Annotated in this window: 20 protein-coding genes; 8 read left to right on the top strand and 12 right to left on the bottom strand. The window is 67.4% G+C overall.

The features are described from left to right. Nucleotides 1-87: 87 nt before the first annotated feature. The 4 genes from DQP57_RS22135 to DQP57_RS22120 all read right to left on the bottom strand — a co-directional run bounded on the left by DQP57_RS22135 (nt 88) and on the right by DQP57_RS22120 (nt 5,964). Nucleotides 88-2,421 carry a hypothetical protein gene (locus tag DQP57_RS22135; protein ID WP_133259295.1) on the bottom strand — a complete coding sequence of 778 codons (2,334 nt, stop codon included), beginning with the start codon at nt 2,419-2,421 and terminating at the stop codon, nt 88-90. A gap of 307 nt (nt 2,422-2,728) precedes the next feature. After that, nucleotides 2,729-3,661: a hypothetical protein gene (locus DQP57_RS22130; RefSeq protein ID WP_133259294.1), complete on the bottom strand. Its 933-nt coding sequence runs from the start codon at nt 3,659-3,661 to the stop codon at nt 2,729-2,731. Nucleotides 3,662-3,824: 163 nt separating this feature from the next. Next, nucleotides 3,825-4,802, bottom strand: coding sequence for a hypothetical protein (locus DQP57_RS22125; RefSeq protein ID WP_133259293.1), 978 nt, complete (start codon nt 4,800-4,802; stop codon nt 3,825-3,827). Between the two features lie 226 nt (nt 4,803-5,028). Further along, the gene (locus tag DQP57_RS22120) at nt 5,029-5,964 is read right to left on the bottom strand and encodes a hypothetical protein (protein ID WP_133259292.1); all 936 of its coding nucleotides are present in this window, start codon (nt 5,962-5,964) and stop codon (nt 5,029-5,031) included. Between the two features lie 154 nt (nt 5,965-6,118). Between DQP57_RS22120 and DQP57_RS22115 the strand changes: the two genes are divergently transcribed. Beyond that, on the top strand, nt 6,119-7,846 hold the full coding sequence (locus DQP57_RS22115; RefSeq protein WP_112634780.1) for a potassium channel family protein: 1,728 nt from the start codon (nt 6,119-6,121) through the stop codon (nt 7,844-7,846). Between the two features lie 33 nt (nt 7,847-7,879). On the opposite strand, the gene DQP57_RS22110 is transcribed toward DQP57_RS22115, so the two are convergent. After that, nucleotides 7,880-8,749: a tetratricopeptide repeat protein gene (locus tag DQP57_RS22110; RefSeq protein WP_112634779.1), complete on the bottom strand. Its 870-nt coding sequence runs from the start codon at nt 8,747-8,749 to the stop codon at nt 7,880-7,882. 71 nt (nt 8,750-8,820) lie between these two features. After that, on the bottom strand, nt 8,821-9,699 hold the full coding sequence (locus tag DQP57_RS22105) for an LLM class flavin-dependent oxidoreductase (RefSeq protein WP_112634786.1): 879 nt from the start codon (nt 9,697-9,699) through the stop codon (nt 8,821-8,823). A 57-nt stretch (nt 9,700-9,756) separates the two neighbouring features. Between DQP57_RS22105 and DQP57_RS22100 the strand changes: the two genes are divergently transcribed. Both DQP57_RS22100 and DQP57_RS22095 read left to right on the top strand, forming a co-directional pair. Next, a complete protein-coding gene (locus tag DQP57_RS22100; RefSeq protein WP_430919976.1) occupies nt 9,757-10,179 on the top strand; it encodes a VOC family protein in 423 nt (140 codons plus the stop codon). Nucleotides 10,180-10,225: 46 nt separating this feature from the next. Continuing rightward, nucleotides 10,226-10,615, top strand: a complete 390-nt coding sequence (locus tag DQP57_RS22095) for a VOC family protein (RefSeq protein WP_112634778.1) — start codon at nt 10,226-10,228, stop codon at nt 10,613-10,615. A gap of 14 nt (nt 10,616-10,629) precedes the next feature. Here DQP57_RS22095 and DQP57_RS22090 read toward each other — a convergent pair whose 3' ends face one another. Genes DQP57_RS22090 through cysD form a run of 3 tightly spaced genes read right to left on the bottom strand, consistent with a single transcriptional unit; the run spans nt 10,630 to nt 13,944 of the window. After that, on the bottom strand, nt 10,630-11,115 hold the full coding sequence (locus tag DQP57_RS22090; RefSeq protein ID WP_112634777.1) for an Rrf2 family transcriptional regulator: 486 nt from the start codon (nt 11,113-11,115) through the stop codon (nt 10,630-10,632). Between the two features lie 58 nt (nt 11,116-11,173). Then, complete coding sequence (cysC, locus tag DQP57_RS22085; RefSeq protein WP_112634776.1) at nt 11,174-13,015, bottom strand: adenylyl-sulfate kinase; 1,842 nt, start codon at nt 13,013-13,015, stop codon at nt 11,174-11,176. Further along, on the bottom strand, nt 13,015-13,944 hold the full coding sequence (gene cysD, locus DQP57_RS22080; RefSeq protein ID WP_165821872.1) for a sulfate adenylyltransferase subunit CysD: 930 nt from the start codon (nt 13,942-13,944) through the stop codon (nt 13,015-13,017). The genes cysC and cysD overlap by 1 nt, the downstream gene beginning before the upstream one ends. A gap of 201 nt (nt 13,945-14,145) precedes the next feature. Here cysD and DQP57_RS22075 point away from each other — a divergent pair, with 201 nt between their 5' ends. Beyond that, on the top strand, nt 14,146-14,586 hold the full coding sequence (locus DQP57_RS22075; protein WP_112634774.1) for a PaaI family thioesterase: 441 nt from the start codon (nt 14,146-14,148) through the stop codon (nt 14,584-14,586). A gap of 5 nt (nt 14,587-14,591) precedes the next feature. Here the strand turns inward: DQP57_RS22075 and DQP57_RS22070 are convergent, their stop codons facing one another. Continuing rightward, nucleotides 14,592-15,083, bottom strand: coding sequence for a beta-class carbonic anhydrase (locus tag DQP57_RS22070; protein ID WP_112634773.1), 492 nt, complete (start codon nt 15,081-15,083; stop codon nt 14,592-14,594). Between the two features lie 210 nt (nt 15,084-15,293). On the opposite strand from DQP57_RS22070, the gene DQP57_RS22065 reads away from it, so the two are divergent. The 4 genes from DQP57_RS22065 to DQP57_RS22050 are packed head-to-tail and all read left to right on the top strand — an operon-like array spanning nt 15,294 to nt 20,713. Next, nucleotides 15,294-16,271 carry an ABC transporter permease gene (locus DQP57_RS22065; RefSeq protein WP_112634772.1) on the top strand — a complete coding sequence of 326 codons (978 nt, stop codon included), beginning with the start codon at nt 15,294-15,296 and terminating at the stop codon, nt 16,269-16,271. Beyond that, a complete protein-coding gene (locus tag DQP57_RS22060; protein WP_112634771.1) occupies nt 16,268-17,194 on the top strand; it encodes an ABC transporter permease in 927 nt (308 codons plus the stop codon). Before DQP57_RS22065 ends, DQP57_RS22060 begins: the two co-directional genes overlap by 4 nt. Continuing rightward, on the top strand, nt 17,191-19,026 hold the full coding sequence (locus tag DQP57_RS22055) for a dipeptide ABC transporter ATP-binding protein (protein ID WP_112634770.1): 1,836 nt from the start codon (nt 17,191-17,193) through the stop codon (nt 19,024-19,026). The genes DQP57_RS22060 and DQP57_RS22055 overlap by 4 nt, the downstream gene beginning before the upstream one ends. Before the next feature lie 52 nt (nt 19,027-19,078). Continuing rightward, entirely contained in the window at nt 19,079-20,713 is a 1,635-nt protein-coding gene (locus tag DQP57_RS22050) for an ABC transporter family substrate-binding protein (RefSeq protein WP_112634785.1), read from the top strand. Here DQP57_RS22050 and DQP57_RS22045 read toward each other — a convergent pair. Further along, a complete protein-coding gene (locus tag DQP57_RS22045) occupies nt 20,700-21,944 on the bottom strand; it encodes an alpha/beta hydrolase (RefSeq protein ID WP_112634769.1) in 1,245 nt (414 codons plus the stop codon). The genes DQP57_RS22050 and DQP57_RS22045 overlap by 14 nt on opposite strands. A 99-nt stretch (nt 21,945-22,043) precedes the next feature. Further along, the coding region (locus DQP57_RS22040) for an ATP-binding protein (protein WP_112634768.1) at nt 22,044-23,786 on the bottom strand (1,743 nt) is incomplete at its 5' end.

Raw genomic sequence — 23,786 nt, 5'->3', positions numbered from 1 at the left:
AGGCCGGCGGGGCCCACGAGGGCGTGGGCGAAACCGGTTCGGGGCTAAAGGGATCGAAGAAGGGATCCTGGGAGTGGTCTGACACCGTCAGCGCCTCCCCGGCAAGCCGGCGGTCCGCCTGCGCCGCCACCACAGCGCACCCCCGACACCGATCCAGGCGGCCAACGGCAGCACGATCGCGGCGTACATGAGCGGGCTCAGCGACGTCCCGAAAGCCGACTTCGGCATCGGGATGAGCACTCCCGGATCGCCTTTCCATACCTGGCTCATGGGTCGCGCACTGGTCAGGCCGCCCAGCCACACCTGCTGCGCTGAACTCTGCTGCGCCGAACTCTGCAGCCGCGGCCCGAACAGCGAGCCGCTTGCGGTTGCAGGCAGCGTCGGATGGTCTTTGGCGAAATCCTTCGGCGACATGTTGACCATCGGGATGTTGGTGAAGTCGACGCCGCCGATGGTCAGCTTCCAGGTGGTGCGGTCCCCGGTCTGCCAGGTGTAGGTCGCGTCGCCCTCGTAGAAGGACTTGCGATAACGGTTGAAGAGTTCCTGCGGGTTGAACGGTTCCTTGGTGGTCCAGGCGTCGATGTTGCCCGAATCGACGATCTTCGAGTAGGCGGTGGGCTTGGTGGCGCTGCGCTGCCGGTACCACTCGGCGGCGATCCGGCTGGCATAGACGCGGCGCAGGTCGGCGTACTCGGGCGCGTGGTTCACCTCGTCGACGATCTTCGGCAAAATCATCTTCCGGTACAGATCGTCGTTTTGGCGGGTGATCGCCGCATCCTGGGCCGGACAGCCGATGCCCGGCTTCAAGTCCATCCCCTCGATCTCGAGTTTCACATCCAGCGGGGCGTCCAAGATGTACATGGAGTCGCCCTGCGTGGACACGCTGGCCGGCAACGGGATGATCCACTTCCGTTGCGGGGAAAAGCATTTGGAGCCTTTCAACGCGTCCAAGAATTGGCGGCCGTCCGGCGTTGCGGGGTCGACCAGCTTCGCGGTGGCCTGCTTCATGGTGTAGTCGGCTTCCAGCAGGATTCGCCCGGCGTCGGTGCGACCGAACTGCGCGTCGATGATGCGGTCCGGTTCGTTCGGGTTGAGGTTCACCGTGAACGCCGAGGTTGGTAGCGCCAGCCAGACGAAGAACGAGTCGGAAGCCATGTAGGCGTTGGTATTACCGCCGAACGACGGCGCACCGCCGGTTTGCGTATTGGCGGCAAAGGAATACTGCACACCGTTGCCGTTGAGGTCGGTGTCGGAGATGTAGCGCAGCTGCAGCGTGGAGAAATCGACGCCGCCCAGCACGCCGCCGATCCCGCTGGAAACGGCGCTGACGCCGCCCCCGATCCCACTGGCCACGCCACCGATTCCCCCGGTCACCGCGCCGGCAAGGCCGCCGACCAGGCCACCCGTGACGTTGGCGAAAATGTTCGTCGCACCGCCGGCGGCGGCAGCCAACAGGGCAGCCAGCCCTTTGGCGCCCGCCAGGCCCGCGATCAGTCCCGCATCAACGACTGGGCCGACGGCTCCGGGATCGATCGGTGCGGTGCCAGGAGCCGATCTGGGCGCGTGGGGTGCCGGAGCCGGAACCGAACCGGGGGCTTGCTGCGCCGGAGCGGGCGCCGGAACCGAACCGGGAGCCTGCTGCGCTGGGGCTGGCGCGGGCGCCGAACCGGGGGCCTGCTGCGCTGGGGCTGGCGCGGGCGCCGAACCGGGGGCCTGCTGACCGGGAGCGGTGGCCGGCGCCGAGACGGGCACCGACTCGGGATCCTGCGCCGCCTGCTCGGCGTCGATAGCTTCGTTGACCTGCCCTTCGACAACGGCGTTTTCGATGGCCTGCCCCGGGTTGTCCGGCGAGTCGCCGGTTGTTTGATCGGCGCCCCCGTTGACCGGGTTCTGCCCGCCGCTGGCGAGGATGGCTTTCCCGGGCGGCTCGGGTTCGCCCACCGTCGGGTAATACCGGACGAATAGCCGGTCGGATGCGCCCAAGCCCCGGGCAGCATCGAGCATGGCCTGAAGCGTCGCCGCCGGCGGCTTGTCCGGGAAGATGTACACGACTCGGCGACCGGTCTGCTGCGCGATGCGGAGGAAGTCTTCGAGCTGTGCCTTGTCGACCGCCCCGGTCTTCAGCTCCACGATCTCTTCAGCGTTGTGGAAATCGGGGCGGCGGTTGATCGAAGTGCCCGTGATCTTCCGGTTGTGGCGGTAACCGTTTTCCGTGAACTTCAGCTCTTGATCGAGTCTGGTTTCGAAGCGCGTGCCGGTGTTGCGATTGTTGAAGGCACGGACGTAAGCGTCGCGATAGTCGTTCCAGCCCAACGGATTCGCCACGACAGGTGCCCGCTGGTCCCGGTAGACCATCCAGCTCTTGTAGAGATGTTCTTTCGTGCCGGAGGTGTACTTGCCTCTTTGACTAATGTCCGCCAAGTCTTCAATGGTCGGTTGTTTTAGGGCCGACAAAGCATTGGCTGACGGAAAGGTATACGTGAGCGGGGTCGCGCCTGGCGGCGGATCCTGGTCCGCGGCGTACCCAGGCAGTTTCGGGGTGGGGTTCGCTACGGCCTGCGCGGTGGGCGTGAGCAGCGCGACCAGCGCCAGAGCCAGGACGGTTGCGACCACACGACGCCATACCAGCCAGAGTCGCCCCATTTGCCAACCTCCCCGTCATCCTCCGCACGCTCAAAGCGAGCAGGAGATGTCGCGATCCTAAGACGGGATTGGTGGCCTTGAAAATTCAGCTGACCCACTCGTCATAGAAAGTGCGAGTATCGCTGGGATCGGCGCATTCGATCATCGAGTACAGCAGAGCGTAGGGGCTGGTGAATCCAGCGTCGTCATTCAGCTGAATTTTGAAGTTGGCGCTGAGCGGGGCGCCCTCGTCGCGGAAGTCGCGGTAGACCCAGCGGGAGGGATACCCGCGGCGCAGCATTTCGCCGAGGTAGTAGCAGGCGCCGTCGACGAACTCGGCATTGGCGGAATCGTGGAAGGCCTGAATCGTCGGAGTCAGACGCAGGACCAAAGTGGCAAGGCGGTTAATACTGTCGGGGCTGTAATCCCAGTTCCCACCGTTGCCGGTCGCCCACTCCGGAAAGTGCCGCTCTTGGCGAGCCAGCCACTCGTCGAGCACCGTCGAGGGCGGTGGGGCGTTGAACAGCCCGTCCGCAAGCGTGCGCTCTTTGATCGGGGACCAGTCAGGATGCTGCGCGGCGTAGGCCTGTACGACCTCCTTGCAGCGGCCATAGGTGGCGACCAAAAACCCAATCTCATCGCTGGCCAACGCTTGCAGCAGCAGGTGCGTAAGCGACAACCCCTCGAGGCCAGAAGCGGGGTCAGGACGGATGATCGGAAAGCCCGTCGCATCGGGCTCGCCCGCGCTGTCGATACGCCAACGACACTCCGGCAGCCGCCGTCGCAGCAGCGGATCATCGATCGTGGTACCAGCGGGCGCCTCGGCGACCCAATCCCACCGCCCACCGCCAACACGCATCAACGCCATACCCAGATACGCCACCACTCCCGCGGTAAACGACTGATGCTCGTCGTCGAGAGCCTCGGCCGGATCGCCCAACCGATTCCGCGCGGCCGCCTCCAGCGCCGACAGCGACGCCTCGGAATAATCCAGCGTCACCGCCCCGCCCAGATCGACATCGCCCATCATGTCGATCAACAAATTAATCCGGTCCAACCACCAATCGAGTGGCCCACCCTCCACGGCGCCTCCCGTCCACTGGCGCGTTCTCTTTCAAGCGCGATGGGCCAAGTTACGAAAGCTTAAAGCTCCTAACGGTTTTAGCCAACACGTGAGTTGGATCGCGCGAGCACGCCTCAAATCAACTGACCCAGTCGTCGTAGTAGGCGCGGGTGTGGTTGGGATCGTTGCGCCTGACCATGCGGGAGAGCAGATGGTAAGGGCCAGTAAAACCACCATCGTCGTTCAGCTGAATCTTGAAGTTTGCGGTGATCGAGTCGCCCTCGTCTCGCAAGTCCCGGTACACCCAGCGAGACGGATAGCCGCGGCACAGCATCTCCCCCAGGTAGTAGGAAGCGGCGTCAACGAACTCAGCGTTTACCGGATCGTGGAAAGCCTCGACGGTCGGCGCGACCCGCAGGACCAAAGCGGCAAGGCGGTTGAGACTGTCAGGACTGTAATCCAAATTTTCGCCTGTGCTGGCAGCCCAATCGGGAAACCGCCGCTCCTGGCGAGCCAGCCAATCGTCCAGAGTGCTCGAGGGCGGCGGGGACGAGAACAGACCGTCCGCCAGCGTGCGCTCTTTGACCGGGGACCAATCAGGATGTTGCGCGGCGTAGGCCTGCACGACCTCCTTCCAGCGGCCATAGGTGGCGACCAAAAACCCAATCTGATCGGTCGCCAACGCTTGCAGCAGCAGGTGCGTGGGCGACAACGCTGCCAGGCCCGAAGCGGAATCGGGGCGAACGATCGGAAACCCCGCCGCATCGGGCTCGCCCGCACTGTCGATACGCCAGCGATGCCCGGAGAGCCGTTGCCGCAGCTGGGGATCATCGATCGTGAGGCCGGCGGGTGCCTCGGCGGCCCAGTCCCACCGCCCACCACCGACCCGCATCAACGCCTCACCCACATATGCCACCGCTCCCGCGGTGAAGGCCTGCTGCTCGTCGTCGAGCGCTTCGGCCGGATCGCCCAACCGGTCCCGTGCCGCGGCCTCCAGCGCCGACAACGACGCCTCCGAATAGTCCAGCGCGACTGCCCCGCCCAGATCGACATCGCCCATCATGTCGATCAGCAAGTTGATCCGGTCCAACCACCAATCAAGCGGTCCACCCTCCACCGCGTTCTCCTATCCAGTTCCGGCGCCATTTACCCTCGCAGCCCGTTAAGCGATGCTGCGCTTCGATTATCCCTTTTGCACCGCGAGATTGAACTGCCACGGTCGCCACACAGTTGTCTCCAGCGCAACCGTCGCCGCCGCCACGTCGAACTGGGCCAGTCAGACTGCGGAAAAGTATGTCGCCCAACAGTTTTGACTCACATTCGTTTTATCGCGCGGAGTGAATTCAGCCGACCCATTCGTCGTAGTAGGCGCGAGGACGGCCCACATCGCCACGCTCGAGCATGAAGGAAAGCAGATGGAATGGCCCGGTGAAGCCGGCGTCGTCGTTCAACTGAAGTTGAAAGTTTGCGGTAATCGGGTCGCCCTCGTCGCGAAACTCGCGATACACCCACCGCGACGGGCAGCCGCGCCGCAGTATCTCGCCCAAGTAGTAGCTGGCACCGTCAACGAACTCGGCATTGCGAGGATCCCGAATCGCAGCCACAGTCGGCGTTCTCCGCGATACGAGCTCGGTCAAGCGGTTAATGCTGTCGGGGCTGTAATCCCAGTCGCCGCCGTTTTCGGCCGCCCAGTCCGGGAAACTCTGCTCCCGCCGCGCCAGCCACTCGTCGAGCACCGTCGAGGGCGGCGGGGCGTTGAACAGCCCGTCCGCCAGCGTGCGCTCTTTGACCGGCGACCAATCGGGATTCGTTGCCGCATGGGACTTCACGGCCCGTTCCCAGCGCTGGTGGACGACCGATAACACCGCGCTTTCGTCGCTCGCCAACGCCTGCAACAACAGATGCGTCGGCGACAACGCCTCCAGCCCCGATCCGGCGTCGGGACGAACGATCGGAAACCCCGCCGCATCGGGCTCGCCCGCACTGTCGATGCGCCAACGATGCTCAGCCAACCGCTGCGCCAGTACGGCGTCAGCCACCGCGACACCAGCGGGCGCCTCGGCCACCCAGTCCCACCGCCCACCACCGACCCGCATCAACGCCTCACCCACATACGCCACCACTCCCGCGGTAAAGGACTGATGCTCGCCATCGAGCGCCTCGGCCGGATCGCCCAGCCGATCCCGCGCCGCGGCCTCCACCGCCGACAACGACGCCTCCGAATAATCCAGCTCGACCGCCCCGCCGAGATCGACATCGCCCATCATGTCGATCAGCACGTTGACCCGGTCCAACCACCAATCGAGTGGCGCCCGCTCCACGGCGTCCTCCCATCCATCTTGAGTTCAGGACATGTCGCGCTGGCATCAATCGGCACGGTGCCCGATAGTCATAGCAACAGCTGAGCGCCAATGTCATCAGAGGTGGGGATACATGAGCACGCGCCGCCACATCATCGTCAGCGGCGACGACGCGCTCGCCACAACGATTGCCGAGGAACTGAACCGCGCCGGCGCCACGATCGTCAAGCTGCACAGCGAGGAGCTCGCCGCCGCCGATCTTGCCCGCGCGGACGCCATCGTGTGCGCCGGGGATGGCGACGCGAAGAATCTCGAAATCGCCTTGCTGGCAAGGAAAACGAACCCCCATGTGCGCGTCGTCGCCCGCCTGGGCAACGACGTGCTGCGGGCAGCGGTGGCCGCCGACAACGGTCCCGGCGCCATACTGGACGTCGCCGACCTCGCGGCGCCTTCGGTGGTTGAGGCCTGCCTGTCGAGCCATACGCATCCGGTCGAGGCGGCCGGCATCAAATTCCTGGTGTCGGGGGCCGAGGCGCCCCGCGACGCGACCCTTCGCGAGATCTATGGCGACCTGGCACCGGTAGCCGTGATTCACGGCGAGAACTCCGCCACGCCCGACGAGGTGGTCCCGTGCCCGGGACGCGATCATCAAGTGCGCGCCGGCGACTGGACCGCGATGATCGGCAGCGCCGATGAGCTGGCCGCGCGCGGCATCAAGACGCCCCGGCCGAGCGCGACACGGTCGCGCCAATCGTGGATGCGGCGCGTCTCGGACGCCGCGCGGGCGATGCGCGACGACGTCAACCCCATGCTCTTTCCCGCGATGCTGCTCGCGCTCAGCCTGCTGCTCGCATCGACGGTCGTGGTGCACTTCTCCTACACGAAGCCACGACTGTCCTGGCTGGACGCCATGTACTTCACCGCGGAAACCATCACCACCGTGGGCTACGGCGAATTCACCTTCCTGCACCAGTCGGCGTGGCTGCGAGTTTTCGCCGTCGCCCTGATGTTCACCGGGGTGACCACTACTGCGCTGCTCGTCGCCTTCCTCGCGGACTTGCTGCTGTCGCGCCGCTTCGTCCAATCGGCCGGGGTCCGGCGGGCGCGCCACCTGCGCAACCACATCATCGTCGTCGGGCTGGGCTCGTTCGGCAGCCGCGTCGTCGGCGATCTGACCGCCGCCGGATACGACGTCGCGGTGATCGAGCGCGACGAGAACAACCGATTCCTCTCGACCGCAGACGAACTCGACGTGCCGGTGATCTTCGGGGACGCGACGCTGCGCCAGACGCTGGAGGCGGCCCGCGTGGACCGCGCCCGCGCCGTCGCGGTGCTGACCCAGGACGACATGGTGAACATCGAGACGGGGATCGTGCTGCGGGAGATGCTCGGCCCGCGGGTGATGCCCGAGGTCAACCGGCCCGACGTGCCGATCGTGCTGCGGATCTATGACCGCACCCTGGGCGACGCGGTGGCCAAGCGGTTCGGTTTCGAGAATGTCCGCTCGACCGTCGACCTGGCCGCGCCCTGGTTCATCGGCGCCGCGATGGGCCTGCAGGTGCTCGGGACGTTCTCGGTGGGGCCGCGTTCGTTCATGGTCGGCGCCATGCACGTGGCGCCCGGCAGCGAGCTCGACGGGCTGCGGATGTTCGAGATGTCCACCCAGACCCGGGTCATCGCGATCACCCGCCGGGATACGCCCGTCGAGCTGCATCCTCGCCGGGACGCCTGGCTGCGCGGCGGCGACACCGTCTACCTGGTGGGGCCGTACCGCGAGCTGCTGGAGACGCTGCGCAAAGGGCAGCCGCCCCAGGAGCCCGCCGTCACCGACGAGCGCCCCGCGGATCGCGCGGCGACCTGAGCCTCGCCGGACGCGCACAACCGCGCAGGCGGGTCACGAAGCCGACCAGTTCAACGAGCCCTGGCCGCCGGGGTCCGGGTGACCGCCATGCCGGGCGCACCATCCGGCAAGCTCGTGGCGGGCGGCGACGGTCACCGGGTGCTCGTCGCCGAGGACCCGGGCCTCTTCGTCGACCAGCGCTTCCCATGCCGCCACCTCGTCCTTGACGCCGGCCAGGTCGGGGGCCCACAGCGTGAACATGTGCCGGGCCATCAGCAGGTGGACGTGGTCGCCGCCCAGCTTGTCGCGCAGCTCGCCGATCAACGGCTCGAGCTCGGCGACGGCCGTGGCGACATCGCCGGATCGTCCTCGCCAGATCGCCAGCATCAACCGCGTCCCCAGGGTGTCGGCGTGGTCGTCACCGAGGACGCGTCGGCGCGCGGCGAGTACGTGTTCGCCCTCGGCCATTGCACCGACGAGATCACCTATCTCCCAACGCTTCTCAGCGATTTTCTCGCGGGCGACCAACACGCTCTCGTGTTCGGCACCCAACACCCGCTGTTCGTCGGCGAACAACTGCGACCATTCGGCGAGCGCTGCCAGCGACGGTTGTTGCCGCCCCGCCAAAAGGTGGCGGGCGGTCAGGGTGCTGAGGTGATCGCGCCCGAGCACCTCGACGAGGTCCGGAATCAGCCGAGCGAACTCTTCGTAGGCGACCGCGTCGTCGCCCGCCCGCAGTTGCACCGTGGCCAGCGACACCTTGAGTTCCAGGACGGTGGGATGACGCTCGCCCAGCGTTGCCCGGCAGAGGGTGACCAGCTCGTTCGCCTGCCGCGCGGCCCCGGCGTAATCGCCGTTGTTCGCGCACTCCGTCATGAGCCCGGTCAGTTCAGCCAGCGGGGCGGGCAGCTCCTGCTGCGTCATGCCGCTAATGAAATCGCCACCGCGCCGGTGCGGCAATTCACCCCGTCTGAGCTGCGGCGATGCCTTTAAGGCTAGAGGCGGGCCGCCACGTCGGCGGCGCGACGGAGCTGATCGACATCCGAGCTGGTCGGGATCAGCTGGACCTCGTCGGTGCCGATCTCGGCAAACCGGCGCAGCACGTCCAGCAGCTCGTCTTCGCTGCCGGCCCAGCCCGTCATCGGCGCCATCGCGTCGACGTATTCGGCCGGTATCCAGTTCATGTAGCGGCGCAGATGACGGTGTATCTGGTCGCGGGACCCCTCGGGCGACCCGAACGCGAACCAGAACGACGTGATCAGGTGCGGTTTGGGTTTGCCGGCCTGCGCCCAGGCCGCCCGGGTCACGTCGAACAGCTCGTTCTGCTTGGCCACGTCGAGGTCCAGGGTGGTGCCGGCCAGCCCGTCGGCCCACGCGGCCGCGCTGCGGATGGTTTTCGGCCCGATACTGCCGACGAACAGCGGCGGACCGCCGGGCTGGACTGGGGCCGGACCGACCGGCAGCACCGAGTCGGAGGTCTTCTCCCCCGCCCAGACTCGCTTCATCACCGCCACGCGTTCGGCCATGCCGCGCATCGTCTGCGTCGCCGGATCGGCGCTCACGGCGTGGTAGTCCTCGTGCCGGCCGCCCACCCCGATGCCCACGGTGAGGCGGCCGCCGCTCAACAGATCGCCCGTCGCCAAGCCCTTGGCGAGCATGACCGGATCGTGCAACTGCGGCACGATGACCGTGGTCAGCAGCCGCACCCGCTGGGTCCACGCGGCCAGCGCACCCAGCAACGTCAGGTTGTCCGGGTTGTCGAAGGCGATGCGCTCACCCCAGCACAGCGACGAGAACGGGCCCTCGTCGATGGCGCGCGCCCAGCTCTCGAGGACGGTCGCATCCAGATCCGGCTCCATCACCGGCATGGTCATCGCAATCTGCACGACCGCGATTTTGGCATGTTTAACATGCCGCCCATCAGTGGAACCATGGACCGGGTGGCGTTCACCAGTAGTTCCATCGCACATGTCCGGCTGACGGTGACCGATATCGAGCGGTCGCGGCAGTTCTACGAGAGCGTGTTCGGTTGGCCGGTGTTGATCGAGGTCCCCGACAACGCCGACGAACCCACCCGTAACCAGTTGAGTTTCCTGTTCGGCGGCGTCATCTACGACCTGGGCGGCACGCTGCTCGGGCTGCGCCCGGTCGCCGCGGACCGCTTCGACGAGGATCGAGTCGGTCTCGACCACATCGCCTTCCGACTCGCCAGCAAAGACGAATTGGATTCGGCAGCAGCACATCTCGACGAACTTGGCGTCATCCATGAGCCGGTCAAGGACATCGGACCGTCCTTCATCCTGGAGTTCCGCGATCCCGACAACATCGCCCTAGAGCTAACCGCGCCGAAATAGTGCGACGTTGTCGCGCCGGGTGGACGGTGGTTGACTGGAAAGAACTATGACCATCAGTTTCAACCACACCATCGTCGCGTCACGCGACAAACAAGAATCAGCCGAGTTCCTCACCGAACTGTTCGGCCTGCCCAGCCCAAAGCCCTTCGGCCACTTCATGGTTGTCGAACTCGAGCACGGCGCAAGCCTCGACTATGCGGACGCACCCGAGGGCGCGGACATCCCCCGCCAGCACTACGCGTTCCTGGTGTCGGAGGAGGAGTTCGACACCATCTACGCCAGGATCCAATCACGCGGTCTGCAGCACTGGGCCGATCCGGGCGCCAAACGCCCCGGCGAGATCAACCACAATCACGGCGGGCGCGGGGTCTATTTCCCGGATCCCTCCGGGCATGCCATGGAGATCCTCACCAGCCCGTACGGATCGGCGGGCTAAGCGATAACTGGCGCTCAGTCGCCGGTGCGCGCCGTGCCGTGCCGCTGGCTTTCCTGCCGGCGATAGTCGTCGGCCAGCTGCGCGACATGCTTGGGCAGGCCGCCGGTGGCGACATCGGCCAGGGTCGTTTCTTCGAGCACCGAACGCATGCTGGCCCGCAGCGCGCGCCAGACGTCGGTGAGTGCCGCCGTGGGCCCCGAATACGGTAGGTCGCCCAGCCCGATGTCACGCACACTGGCCAACGGTCCGTCGATGCAGCGCAGCACGTCGGCGATGCTGATGTCTTTGCCGGAACGGGCCAATTCGTAGCCGCCCTCGCGCCCGCGGTGGCTTCGCACCAGCCGGTCGGTGCGCAGGTTGGTCAGGATGTCGACGAGAAACTGCGGCGGAATGCCCTGGGCCTGGGCCAGGTCGTCGGTCTTCACCAGCGTTCCGTCGGGCACCGTGGCGAGCTGAATCATCGCCCGCACGGCATACTCCGCCTTCGCCGACATGCGCACTCACAGGATTGTGCCACCCGGCGGCACCGTTTCGGTGCAGCCTGGCAGATCTGGGGCGCTACCCGCGTGATTCGAGCAGGTCGATGACCCGCTGCGCCTGCTCCTCGACGGTACCGTCCGGGGTCAGCCGCAGATCGGGGTTCACCGGCGCCTGATATGGGCTGTCGATGCCGGTGAACTGGGTGATTTCACCCGCCCGGGCTTTGGCGTACAGGCCCTTGGGATCACGCTTTTCGCATTCCTCGATCGGGGTGTCACAGAACACCTCGATGAAGTCGAAGCCGGCCTCGGCGTGCACTTGGCGTGCCAGTTCGCGTTGTTCGGCCAGCGGACTGATCGCCGGCACCAGCACGACGTTGCCGCAGTCGGCGAGCAGCGCTGCCACGTGCGCCAGCCGGCGCAGGTTTTCGGCCCGGTCGGCCATGGAAAAGCCCAAGTCGGCGTTCAGACCGTGCCGCAGGTTGTCACCGTCGAGAACATAAGCCAGAGCACCCTTTTCGAGCAGCTTTTGCTCGACCAGCATGGCCACCGACGACTTGCCGGACCCGGACAATCCGGTAAACCACACCGTCTTGCCACGAGGCCGCGCCTCGGCGACGTCGGATGACTTGTGCCGCACGGTGTTCGGGCTCGCCGCTTGCGCCGAAGCGTCGCGCAGCACCATGCCGGCCGCCACGGTGCCGTTGGTGTGCGGGTCGATGAGGATGAACGAGCCGGTGCTGGAGTTGCGGGTGTATTCGTCGAGCAGCAGCGGCACCTGGGTGCGCAGCGAAATGCGGCCGAGTTCGTTGAGCTGCAACGCCGTTGCCGTCTTGTCGCGATGCAGCGTGTTGACGTCCAGCCGGTAGTCGAGCGCGGTCACCTTCGCGTGCGTGGTCCGGGTGGTGTGCTTGATGACGTAGTCGCGGCCGGGCTCGAGCGCCGCGTTGTCGGCCATCCAGCACACGGTCGCGTCGAACTGCTGGGTGACCCTGGGCTGGTTGTGGGTGCGGGCGATCAGGTCGCCGCGCGAGATGTCGATCTCGTCGGCCAGGGTCAGCGACACCGCCATCGGCGGGAAGGCTTCTTCCACCGGGCCATTCGGCCCGTCGATCGCCGTGATCCGGGTGCGCTTGCCGACCGGCAGCACCACCACCTCATCGCCCGGACGCATGACCCCGCTGGCGACCGTGCCGGCGTAGCTGCGGTGGTCCTGGTGTTCACGGGTGTGCGGGCGGATGACGTACTGGACCGGGAACCGCACGTCGACCATGTTGCGGTCACCGGCGATGTACACCTCTTCGAGGTGGGACAGCAACGCCGGGCCCTCGTACCATGGCGTCTGGTCGGACTTGGTCACCACGTTGTCGCCGTGCAGCGCCGAAAGCGGAATGGTGGCCACGTCGTGCACGTCCAACCGTGCGGCGAAGGCATGGAACTCGTCCCGGATCGCCTCGAATTTCTCTCTGTCCCAACCGATCAGGTCCATCTTGTTGACGGCCAGGACGATGTGCTGGATGCCCAGCAAAGACGCCAGGAAGGCGTGCCGGCGTGACTGCTCGAGCAGGCCGTGCCGCGCATCGACGAGCACGATCACCAGTTGCGCGGTCGACGCGCCGGTCACCATGTTGCGGGTGTACTGGATGTGCCCGGGGGTATCGGCGATGATGAATTTCCGCTTGGGCGTGGCGAAGTAGCGGTAGGCGACGTCGATGGTGATGCCCTGTTCGCGTTCGGCCCGCAGGCCGTCGGTCACCAGCGCCAGGTCGGTGTAGTCGTGTCCGCGGTCCTTGGACGTCTGTTCCACCGCGGCCCACTGGTCTTCCATCACGGCCTTGGAGTCATACAACAGCCGACCGATCAGGGTGGACTTGCCGTCGTCGACCGAACCCGCGGTCGCGAGCCTCAAGAGCGTTGTCATCAGAAGTATCCCTGCCGTTTACGGTCTTCCATGCCCGCCTCGGAGATGCGGTCGTCGGCCCGGGTGGCCCCGCGTTCGGTCAGCCGGGACACCGCGGTTTCGGCGATGACCTCGTCCACGGTGGCTGCCTGCGATTCCACACACCCGGTGCACGTGACGTCGCCGACGGTGCGGAAACGCACGGTCGTCTCGAACACCGGCTCGTCCTCGCCCGGTTGCATGTTGCGGTCGACCGCCAGCAGCATGCCGTCGCGACGAAACACCTTGCGCCGGTGCGCGTAATAGATCGACGGCAGCGCGATGTTCTCGGCGCCGATGTAGGACCAGATGTCGAACTCGGTCCAGTTGGACAGCGGGAACACCCGGATGTGCTCGCCCTTGTGGTGCCGGCCGTTGTAGAGGTTCCACAGCTCGGGCCGCTGCGCCTTGGGATCCCACTGGCCGAACTCGTCGCGGAAGCTGAAGACGCGTTCCTTGGCGCGGGCCTTTTCCTCGTCGCGGCGCGCCCCACCGAAGGCGGCGTCGAACTTGTTCTCCCGGATGGCGCGCAGCAGGGTCACGGTCTGAATCGAGTTGCGGCCCTGCTTCGGCTCGACGACGCGGCCGGCGTCGATGTCCTCCTGGACCGACGCGATCACCAGGCGCACCCCGTGCTCGGCGACCAGCTCGTCGCGGGTGGCGATCACCTCGTCGAAGTTGTGCCCGGTGTCGACGTGCATCACCGGGAACGGCAAGCGCCCGGGGCGGAACGCGCGCAGGGCGAGGTGCAGCATGACGATGGAGTCCTTGCCGCCGGAGAACAGCAGCACCGGCCGCTCGAACTCCGCGGCCACCTCACGAATGATGTGGATGGCCTCTGCCTCCAGCGAGCGCAGATGGCTCAACTCGTACTGTCCGGCGGCGGGGGCCACCTTCAGATCACCGGTCATGGCTTCCTTTGGTAAAATCTGGCAGAACTGACCAAGTTTGGCATCTTAGCAAGATATAAGACCAGCTCGTCCTGCCGCTGTCAACCGCGGGGTCCGACGAGCCGCCGGCCCGGATGGCGCGCGCGGCCACCACCGGACACATCGCGTCACGAAGCGCGTCGGCACTTTTGCGACCGATGACGGTTGCGAAAGCATGGAGGGATGACCGCCACCCCTGAAGCCGCCGGCGCACCCACGCCGAGCGGTCGCGACGTCATCGCCCAGTTCCTCCCCCAGTCACCCTTCGTCGCCAAGCTGGGCATTGTCGCCGACCGGCTCGAGGACGACGAAGTGCGGCTGCGGCTGCCCTGGGACCCGTCCAACGTGACCATCGGTGACATGGTCCACGGCGGCGCCATTGCCACGCTCGCCGATCTGACCGTCATGGCGGCGGCGTGGTGCGGAGCGCAGGCGCCACCCGAATTGCGGGGCGTGACCGTCTCCATGGCGCTGGACTTCATGGCCCCGGCCCGGGCCACCGACGTGATCGGCATCGGCCGGGTACTGCGGCGCGGCCGCTCGCTGGTCAACTGCGAGGCAGAGATCGTCGACCCGCAGGGGACGCTGGTGGCCAAGGCGCTGGCGACCTACAAGGTCGGCTGACCGGACTACAGCGTCACCTCGTCGAGCTTGCCGGTGGCCACGTCGAACACGAATCCGCGCGCGGAGACGTGCTTGGTGACGAACGGGCTGGCCTCCAGGCGGCGCAACGACTGCCGGACGTCCTCGGCGGAATCCGGGAACGCCTCCGCCGCCCACGGCGGTTTGATGCCCGTCTCCTCCTGGATGCCGCGCTTGAAGTCGTCGTCGGTGAAGGTGAGCATGCCGCAATCGGTGTGGTGAATCAGGATGATCTCCCGCGTTCCCAGCAACCGCTGGCTGATGGCCAGCGAGCGGACGACGTCGTCGGTGACGACCCCGCCGGCGTTGCGGATGACGTGGGCCTCCCCCTCGTGGAGGCCGAGGAGGCGATAGACATCGAGGCGGGCGTCCATGCACGCGACGACCGCGACATGTTTGCCCGGCGGCATGGGCAGTGGCCCTTCGAAGGTGCTCGCATATTCGGCGTTGTTGGCCAGGTAATCATCGGTAACCGTCACGCAAGCCTCCTTGGGAGTTCTCGGCCCGAACGCGCTTGTTTGCTGCACGGCCCGGTGCCGCGGTGGATCCTAACAACCGATCACACGCGATTCACCCGTGAGAATCAACCGGATCCGAAGGCGACCGAACGCGCCGGACGCCGCAACGCGCGACGTCGTGCTGCCGGCTCGATAGCCTGTCCCAATGCGACGTGGGGTGTGCGGACGGGCATGACGCGGTTTCTGGCACGCCGGTTGCTCAACTACGTTGTGCTGCTGGCGCTGGCATCGTTTCTCACGTTTTGCCTGACGTCGGCGGCCTTCAGGCCACTCGACAGCCTGCTGCAGCGCAGCCCGCGGCCCCCGCAAGCCGTGATCGACGCCAAGGCCCACACGCTCGGCCTGGACGAGGCGATACCGATCCGCTACGCGCACTGGGCGTCACACGCCGTCCGCGGCGACTTCGGCAAGACCGTCACCGGGCAGCCCGTCGGGACCACGCTCTGGCGTCGCGTCGGAGTCACCCTGCGCCTGCTGGTCATCGGTTCGCTGGCGGGCACCGCACTGGGCATCGCGGCCGGGGCATGGGGCGCCATTCGGCAGTATCGGCTCAGCGATCGCGTCGTCACCCTGGTGGCGCTGCTGGTGCTCAGCACCCCGACATTCGTGATCGCCAGCCTGCTGATCCTTGCTGCGCTGCGGGTGAACTGGGCGCTGGGCATCCACGTTTTCGACTACACCGGGGAGACCTCACCGGGGGTGACCGCCGGCGCCGGGGCGCAGCTGCTCGACCGGCTGCGGCACTTGGTGCTGCCGTCGCTCACCCTGGCGCTGGCCGCCGCGGCCGGCTACAGCCGATACCAACGCAACGCGATGCTCGACGTCCTCGGCCAGGACTTCATTCGCACCGCGCGCGCCAAGGGGCTGACCCGCCGCCGGGCGCTGGTCAAGCATGGGCTGCGGACCGCGCTGATCCCGCTGGCCACCCTGTTCGCCTACGGGGTGGCCGGCCTGGTCACCGGGGCGGTGTTCGTGGAGAAGATCTTCGGCTGGCACGGCATGGGTGAATGGCTGGTGCAGGGCATCGCGACTCAGGACACCAACATCATCGCGGCGATCACCCTGTTCTCCGGCGCTGTGGTGTTGCTGGCCGGTCTGCTCTCGGACGTGTTCTACGCGGCCCTTGATCCGCGAGTGCGGGTGTCATGACGTCTCAGGCCAATATCGATGGCGCCCACGGGTTTTCGGGTCACGAGGTCGCGGACTTCACCTCGCGGCGCACCCTGGTGCTGCGACGGTTTGGCCGCAACCGATTGGCGGTGGCGTCGCTGACGTTGCTGGTCCTGTTGTTCGTCGGCTGCTACGCGCTGCCCGCGGCGCTGCCCTACTCCTACGACGACCTCGATTTCACCGCGCTGTTGCAGCCGCCGAACGCGCGGCACTGGCTGGGCACCAATGCCCTGGGTCAGGACCTGTTGGCGCAAATCCTGCGCGGCATGCAGAAGTCGATGCTGATCGGGGTCTGTGTCGCGGTGATCTCCACCGGCATCGCCGCCACGGTCGGGTCGATCTCCGGCTATTTCGGAGGCTGGCGTGACCGGGCGTTGATGTGGGTGGTCGACCTGCTGCTGGTGGTGCCCAGCTTCATCCTCATCGCCATCGTGACACCGCGAATCAAGAACTCGGCCAATGTGTTGATGCTGGTGCTGCTACTGGCCGGGTTCGGGTGGATGGTCAGCTCACGCATGGTGCGCGGCATGACCATGAGTTTGCGTGAACGCGAATTCATCCGGGCCGCACGGTATATGGGGGTATCGAGCCGTCGCATCATCCTCGGCCACGTGGTGCCCAACGTGGCTTCCATCCTGATCATCGACGCCGCGCTGAACGTCGCCTCGGCCATCCTGGCCGAAACCGGCCTGAGCTTCCTCGGCTTCGGCATCCAGCCACCCGACGTGTCGCTGGGAACGTTGATCGCCAACGGCACCCAATCCGCGACCACGTTTCCCTGGGTGTTTCTGTTTCCCGCGGGTGTCCTGGTGCTGATTCTGGTGTGCGCCAACCTGACCGGTGACGGCCTGCGCGACGCGCTCGACCCCGGCAGCGCGGGGTTGCGGGGTGGGGGCCGATGAGCGCGCTGCTCGAGGTGACCGACTTGGCGGTCACCTTCGGAACCGGCGGCGCGCCGGTGACCGCGGTGCGCGGCATCAGCTACCGCATCGAAGCGGGAGAGGTCGTCGCCATGGTCGGCGAATCCGGTTCGGGGAAGTCCGTGTCGGCGATGGCGGCCATCGGCCTGTTGCCCGAATACGCGCATGTGCGCGGCTCGGTCCGGTTGCACGGCACCGAACTGCTTGGCCTCGGCGACGACGCCATGTCGCGGTTTCGCGGCAAGACGGTCGGCATGGTGTTCCAGGATCCGATGTCGGCGCTGACGCCGGTCTATACCGTCGGTGACCAGATCGCCGAGGCGATCGAGATCCATCAGCCGCGGCTGGGCAAGGAGGCCGCCCGCCGGCGGGCGGTGGAACTGCTCGAGCTGGTGGGAATCGCCCAGCCGGAGCGACGCGCCCGCGCGTTCCCCCATGAGCTGTCCGGCGGCGAGCGGCAACGGGTGGTCATCGCGATCGCGATCGCCAACGACCCCGACCTGTTGATCTGCGACGAGCCGACCACCGCGCTGGATGTCACGGTGCAGGCGCAGATCCTCGAGGTGCTCAAGACGGCCCGCGACATCACCGGCGCCGGAGTGCTCATCATCACCCATGACCTCGGTGTGGTCGCCGAGTTCGCCGACCGGGCGCTGGTGATGTATGCCGGCCGGGTGGTCGAATCCGCCGATGTCACAACGCTTTACCGGGGCCGGCGCATGCCCTACACCGTCGGGCTGCTGGGGTCGGTGCCGCGGCTCGACGCCGCCCAAGGCACCAGGCTGGTGCCGATCCCCGGCGCGCCGCCGTCGCTCGCGGGCCTGGACCCCGGCTGCCCGTTCGCGCCGCGCTGCCCGCTGGCCATCGACGAATGCCGACTCGAGGAGCCACAATTGGTTCCCGTCGGCCCCGATCACCGGGCGGCCTGCATCCGCACCGAACTCGTCGCCGGCCGCAGTGCCGCGGACATCTACGGCGTGCGCACCGAAGCCCACCAGGCGCAATCGGGGGACACCTCGGTGGTCGTCGCGGTGCGCGACCTGACCAAGACCTACCGGCTGACCAAGGGAGTGTGGCGCCGCAGCGCCGGTGAGGTCCGCGCCGTCGACGGCGTCAGTTTCGAGCTGCGGCAGGGCCGCACCCTGGGCATCGTCGGCGAGTCCGGCTCGGGCAAGTCGACCACCTTGCACGAGATCCTGGAACTCACCGGGCCACAATCGGGTTCGATCGAAGTGCTCGGCACCGATGTCACCACGTTGAGCGCGGCGCGCCGGCGATCGCTGCGGCGCGACATCCAGGTCGTGTTCCAAGACCCGGTCGCCTCACTGGACCCGCGACTACCGGTGTTCGAGCTCCTCGCGGAACCCTTGCGGGCCAACGGGTTCGACAAGAGCCGCACCAACGCGCGCGTCGCCGAGCTGCTGGACATCGTGGGGCTGCGCCGCGCCGACGCCGTCCGCTACCCCGCCGAATTCTCCGGCGGGCAGAAGCAACGCATCGGCATCGCCCGCGCGCTGGCACTGCAACCGAAGATCCTGGCGCTCGACGAACCGGTCTCCGCGCTCGACGTGTCCATCCAGGCCGGGATCATCAACCTGCTGCTGGACCTGCAAGAGCGGTTCGGCCTGTCCTATCTGTTTGTCTCCCATGATCTTTCTGTCGTCAAACACCTCGCGCACGACGTCGTGGTGATGTACGCCGGCGCGATCGTGGAGCAGGGCGACAGCCGGCAGGTCTTCGCCGATCCGCAACACGAATACACCCGGCGGCTGCTGAGCGCGGTGCCGCAACCCGATCCGGGCAGACGTGCCTAGCCGCGTGGTCGTAACGCGCCGGGGAGCCCGCCTCGCGGCGGTGTTCCTCGCGATGACGCTGGCGTTGCCAGGCTGCTCGCCGGCCGTCAGCCTCATTCCCGAAACGGGCCAGAACGCGCAGATCGGCTCGACGAGCGACGTCAATCCGCGCGATCCGGCCACCCTGCAAGACGGCGGTGACCTGCGACTGGCGCTCACCGACTTCCCGCCGAACTTCAACATTTTGCACATCGACGGCAATTCGGCCGACGTCTCCGCGATGATGAAGGCCACCCTGCCGCGGGCCTTCGTCATCGGGCCGGACGGCTCCACGACGGTCGACACCGATTACTTCACCAGCATCGAGCTCACCGGCACTGCGCCACAGGTGGTTACGTACACGATCAACCCCAAGGCGGTGTGGTCCGACGGCACGCCGATCACCTGGGAGGACATCGCCAGCCAAATCCACGCCCTCAGCGGAACCGACAAGAGGTTCGAGATCGCCGGACCCAGCGGTGCCGACCGCGTCGCCTCGGTGACCCGCGGCGTCGACGATCGGCAGGCCATCATGACCTTCGCCAGGCCCTACGCCGAATGGCGCGGCATGTTCGCCGGCAACGGAATGTTGCTGCCCAAGAGCGTGACCGCCACCCCGGAGGCGTTCAACAAGGGCCAGCTGGAGGCCCCCGGCCCGTCGGCCGGACCGTTCGTCGTCTCGTCGCTGGATCGCACCACCCAGCGGATCGTGTTGCGCCGCAACCCGAAATGGTGGGGCACGCGGGCCCGCCTGGACACCATCACCTATCTGGTGCTCGACGATGCCGCGCGGCTACCGGCGCTGCAGAACAACACCATCGACGCCACCGGGGTCGGCAGCCTCGATCAGCTGACCATCGCACAGCGCACAAAGGGGATTTCGATCCTCCGCGCGCCCGCACCGGCGTGGTCTCACTTCACCTTCAACGGCGCGCCGGGCTCGATTTTGTCCGACAAGGCGCTGCGCGTCGCGGTGGCAAAGGGGATCGATCGGCAGACCATCGCCAAGGTCGTCCAATACGGGCTGACCAGTAGCCCGGTGGCGCTGGGCAACCACATCTATGTCGCCGGGCAGCAGGGTTATCAGGACAACAGCTCCGTCGTTCCCTACGACCCGGCCGCGGCCGGCCGGGAACTCGACGCGTTGGGCTGGAAGCGCAACGGCCAGTTCCGGGAGAAGGACGGCCGGCAGCTGGTCATCCGCGATTTGTTCTACGACGCCCAGGGCAGCCGGCAATTCGCCCAGATCGCCCAGCACAGCCTCGCCCAGATCGGGGTCAGGCTCGAGCTCGTCTCCCGTTCCGGCAACGGCTTTTTCACCAACTACATCAACGTCGGGGCGTTCGATATGGCCCAGTTCGGTTGGCTCGGAGACGCCTTCCCGCTCTCTGCGCTGACCCAGATCTACAAGTCGGACGGGGAAAGCAATTTCGGCAAGATCGGCAGCGAGCAAATCGACGCCGCCATCGAAGCCACCCTGGAAGAACTCGACCCGGCCAAGGCGCGGACGCTGGCCAACGATCTCGACAAGCTCATCTGGGCCGAGGGTTTCAGCCTCCCGCTGACGCAGTCGCCCGGGGATGTGGCGGTGCGCAGCACGCTGGCCAACTTCGGCGCGGCCGGCCTCGCGGACCTCGACTACACCGCCATCGGGTTCACCCGGAATTGAGCCGCCGCCGTAGCCGATTCGGGATCGGCAGCGCACCCTCGGCGACGGCCGCCGCTGCGAGCGCCTTCCACAGCAGCCGTACCTCGGGACGCGGCGGAAGCGCGTCCAGCGCCGGCGCCTGGGCGGCAAGCCCTTTGAGGTCGCCGCGCCGAACCGCGTCGGCAGTGGCGAGCGCGACGGGCTCCCGGAAGTCCAACGCGCTGTGCGCCATGCTCGGCAGGCTCAAGAGCACCGCGTTGGGCAGCAGCGACGCCACGCGCCGGGCGACCGCCGGCGGGGTGATCAGATCCCGACCACCGGAAACCACCGCGGTGGGCCAGTCGAAATTCGGCATTTCGGCCGGCAGGTCATAGGGCTCGTCCTCGAAGGTCACTCGCTGCGTGCGGGTTTTGCTTTCGGCGACGGCGGGGTCAAGCGGCAGGCCGTCGGGCTCTGCCGCGTAGTCCAGCTCGCGGAAGGCGATGCGGCTCACCAGGTCTTCCTCGTAGCGATACGGCAGGTTGCCCAGGGTGGTGAACCGGGACAGCGCCCACCACAACAGCTTTCGGCCATCGAGCAGCAGGTCGAGTTGCCGCTCGAGCAGCTCGGCCCCGCCGTAACCGTAAATCGTCGCCACGACCTGTGTCGCCGCGGCGTCCATGACCCCGGCGTCGACCAGCTTGCGCATTTTGGGTGCCACCGAGGCGGTTTCGGGGCTGTCTCCCTTCAGCAGCAGCCGGCGAATCGCGCGGCGCACGATCACGATGTCGTGCCGGGACAGCAGCGGCGAATCGAGCGCCATGCCTTGCACCCGGTGCGGATGGCGCACCCCGACGCCGGCGGCGATATAGGTGCCGTACGAGGCGCCGTAGATGACGGCGGATTCCGCTTGCGCGTCGTCGAGGACCGCGGCCACGTCGTCGACCACCTGGTTCACGGTCATCGATTGCGGGGGCAGGTCGGCGCCCGCATCGTCGTGCCGCGACATCCCCACCCCGCGGTGTTCGATCATGATGACGTCGAGGCCGGCCGCCGCGGCGCGCCGCCGCAGCCCCTTGTACATCTGCACCGACGCCACGCCCGGACCGCCGGGGATGATCACCACCGGACAAGAGGACTTGCGTCCGGCGCGCACGTAGTACAAATCGAACTCTTCGGCGCTGTGCGGTGAGATCGGCCGGCGCACGGGTCGCACGCCGGGCAGTTCCGCCAGCTTCTGCTGCACCCGGCTGCGCTTCGCGGTCATCGTCATTCGCGTGGGCCCACCATGTTCCCATTCTGCAGGCGAGGCGCCCGCATGGGCGCCGAATCGCCCTGACCTGCACTATCGGCCGCGGCCGGGCCGCCAGGGCTAGGCGCTGAGATCGATGCGGTGCGCGCCCTTGACGCCGTCGTAGCGGTCGGGGCTGCAGGTCAGCACGATCACCTGCCCGTGGGTTCCCACGGTGTCGAAGAGCTCGCCCATCTTGGTCAAGCGGTCCGGGTCGGTGAAACCGAGCGCGTCGTCGACCACCACCGGGACGGCGTCCTCCTTGGCGACCAGGGCCGCGCCGGCCAGTCGGGCCAGGATGCCGAGCTGCTCCTTGGCCCCGCCGGACAGCGATTCGTACGGCACCGTGATGCCGTTCAGTGTGCGGCTACGGATGCACAAGTCGCTGTCGATGTCCACCTCGAAGCTGGGGCCGAAGACCGGACGGCCGAGCCGCTGCAGTTCCGCCCGATAGGGCTCGACGTAACGCCGCCGGGTGGTGTCGCGATGCCGCGTCATGACCGAGCGCAGCAGTTGCGCGGCGCGCGCGCGGCCACCCACCTGGGTGTGCTCGCTGGCGGCGTGTTCGCGCTCCGTCTGCGCGGCGTCGAGCTTGCCTTGGCGACCCTCGCCGCCGAATACCGAGAGTTCTATCGTGATCTCACGCAATGCGCGGGCGGCTTCTTCGTAGCGCTCGCGCAGCGAGTCGGCTTCCTTAGTGGCATCGGCCAATTCGCGGGCGACCGCGTCGGGTATGGCCGCGGCCAGCGCTTCGGCGACTTCGGTGACGCGTTGTTGCGCGGCCTGCGCCGCGCACTGCGCCGTGTCGGCCGAGGACGCGAGCTCCGCATCGCCGGCCGACGCCCGCTCGGTGGCCAGCCGGCCGGTGGCGGCGTTGAGCTCGGCGCGCTGGGTCGCCAGGGTGTTCTGGAGAACCGTTGCCCGCGTGGATAACTCGGCGAGCCTGGCCGAGGCTGTGGCCGCCGCCTGACGGCGGGCCTCGCATTCGCTCGACGCGGCATCGCGGGCCTGAAGCACCGCGGCGAGTTCGGCGCTTGCGGCGCTGATGTCCGTAGGAACGGCGTCGGCGTCAGCGGGGTTCTCGGCGCGCAGCTGGGTGAGCCGCGAGCGCAGCTCGTGGATCCGCTCGTCACCACACAGGCCGGCCAGAGTGGCGCCGAGCTGGTCATGGGTGCTCTGCAGCTCGCGGCGACGCTGATCGGCGGACCGTGCGGCGGCGAGGTCGGGCACCTCTCCGGCCGCCAGCGCCGCAATCAACTCGTCTTGCGCCGCAGCATGTTTGGCGTGTACGTCCAGCGTGGTCACACCCGGTGTGACCCGGGCGGTCAGGACGCCGGGGACCTCGACCTCGGTCGGTCCGGCGGCGGTGGCCGACCAGCTCTGCCCGGCGGGCAGCGAGACCTGCTGTCCGCCGACGATGAGCTGAATGTCCGCGACGGCGGTGAATTCGATGGCCGCCGAGGTCAGGGCCAGCTGGTCGCCGGTGCGGTCGACGGCGGCCGCGGCATCCTCGATGCGTCGCAGCACCGCCTCGGTGACCGCGATGGTGGTGAGCTCGGCGCCGATCCGCTCGCGATCCCGCTCGATGGCGTCGATCTTGGCCAGCCTGGCGGTCAACCGGTCGGCCTCCTCGCGGTGGGCGAGCTGGTCGACCGTGCACCGCGCGGAGTCGGCTCGGCGGTGCAGCTCGGCAAGGGCCTCGGTGGCCTGCTGCAGCGCGGCGTCGGACGCTTCGCCCTCCACCTGCGCCGCGGCGTGCGCAGCTGCCGCTTCGTCGGCCTGCGCTTGCGTGTCGGCAACAGCCCCTGCGCGCGTGTCGATTTC

It is taken from the genome of Mycobacterium colombiense, assembly GCF_003284935.1.
GTDB lineage: Bacteria > Actinomycetota > Actinomycetes > Mycobacteriales > Mycobacteriaceae > Mycobacterium > Mycobacterium arosiense_A.
Note: the sequence above shows the minus strand (reverse complement) of the source record. Positions and strands in the feature narration are given on the sequence as shown.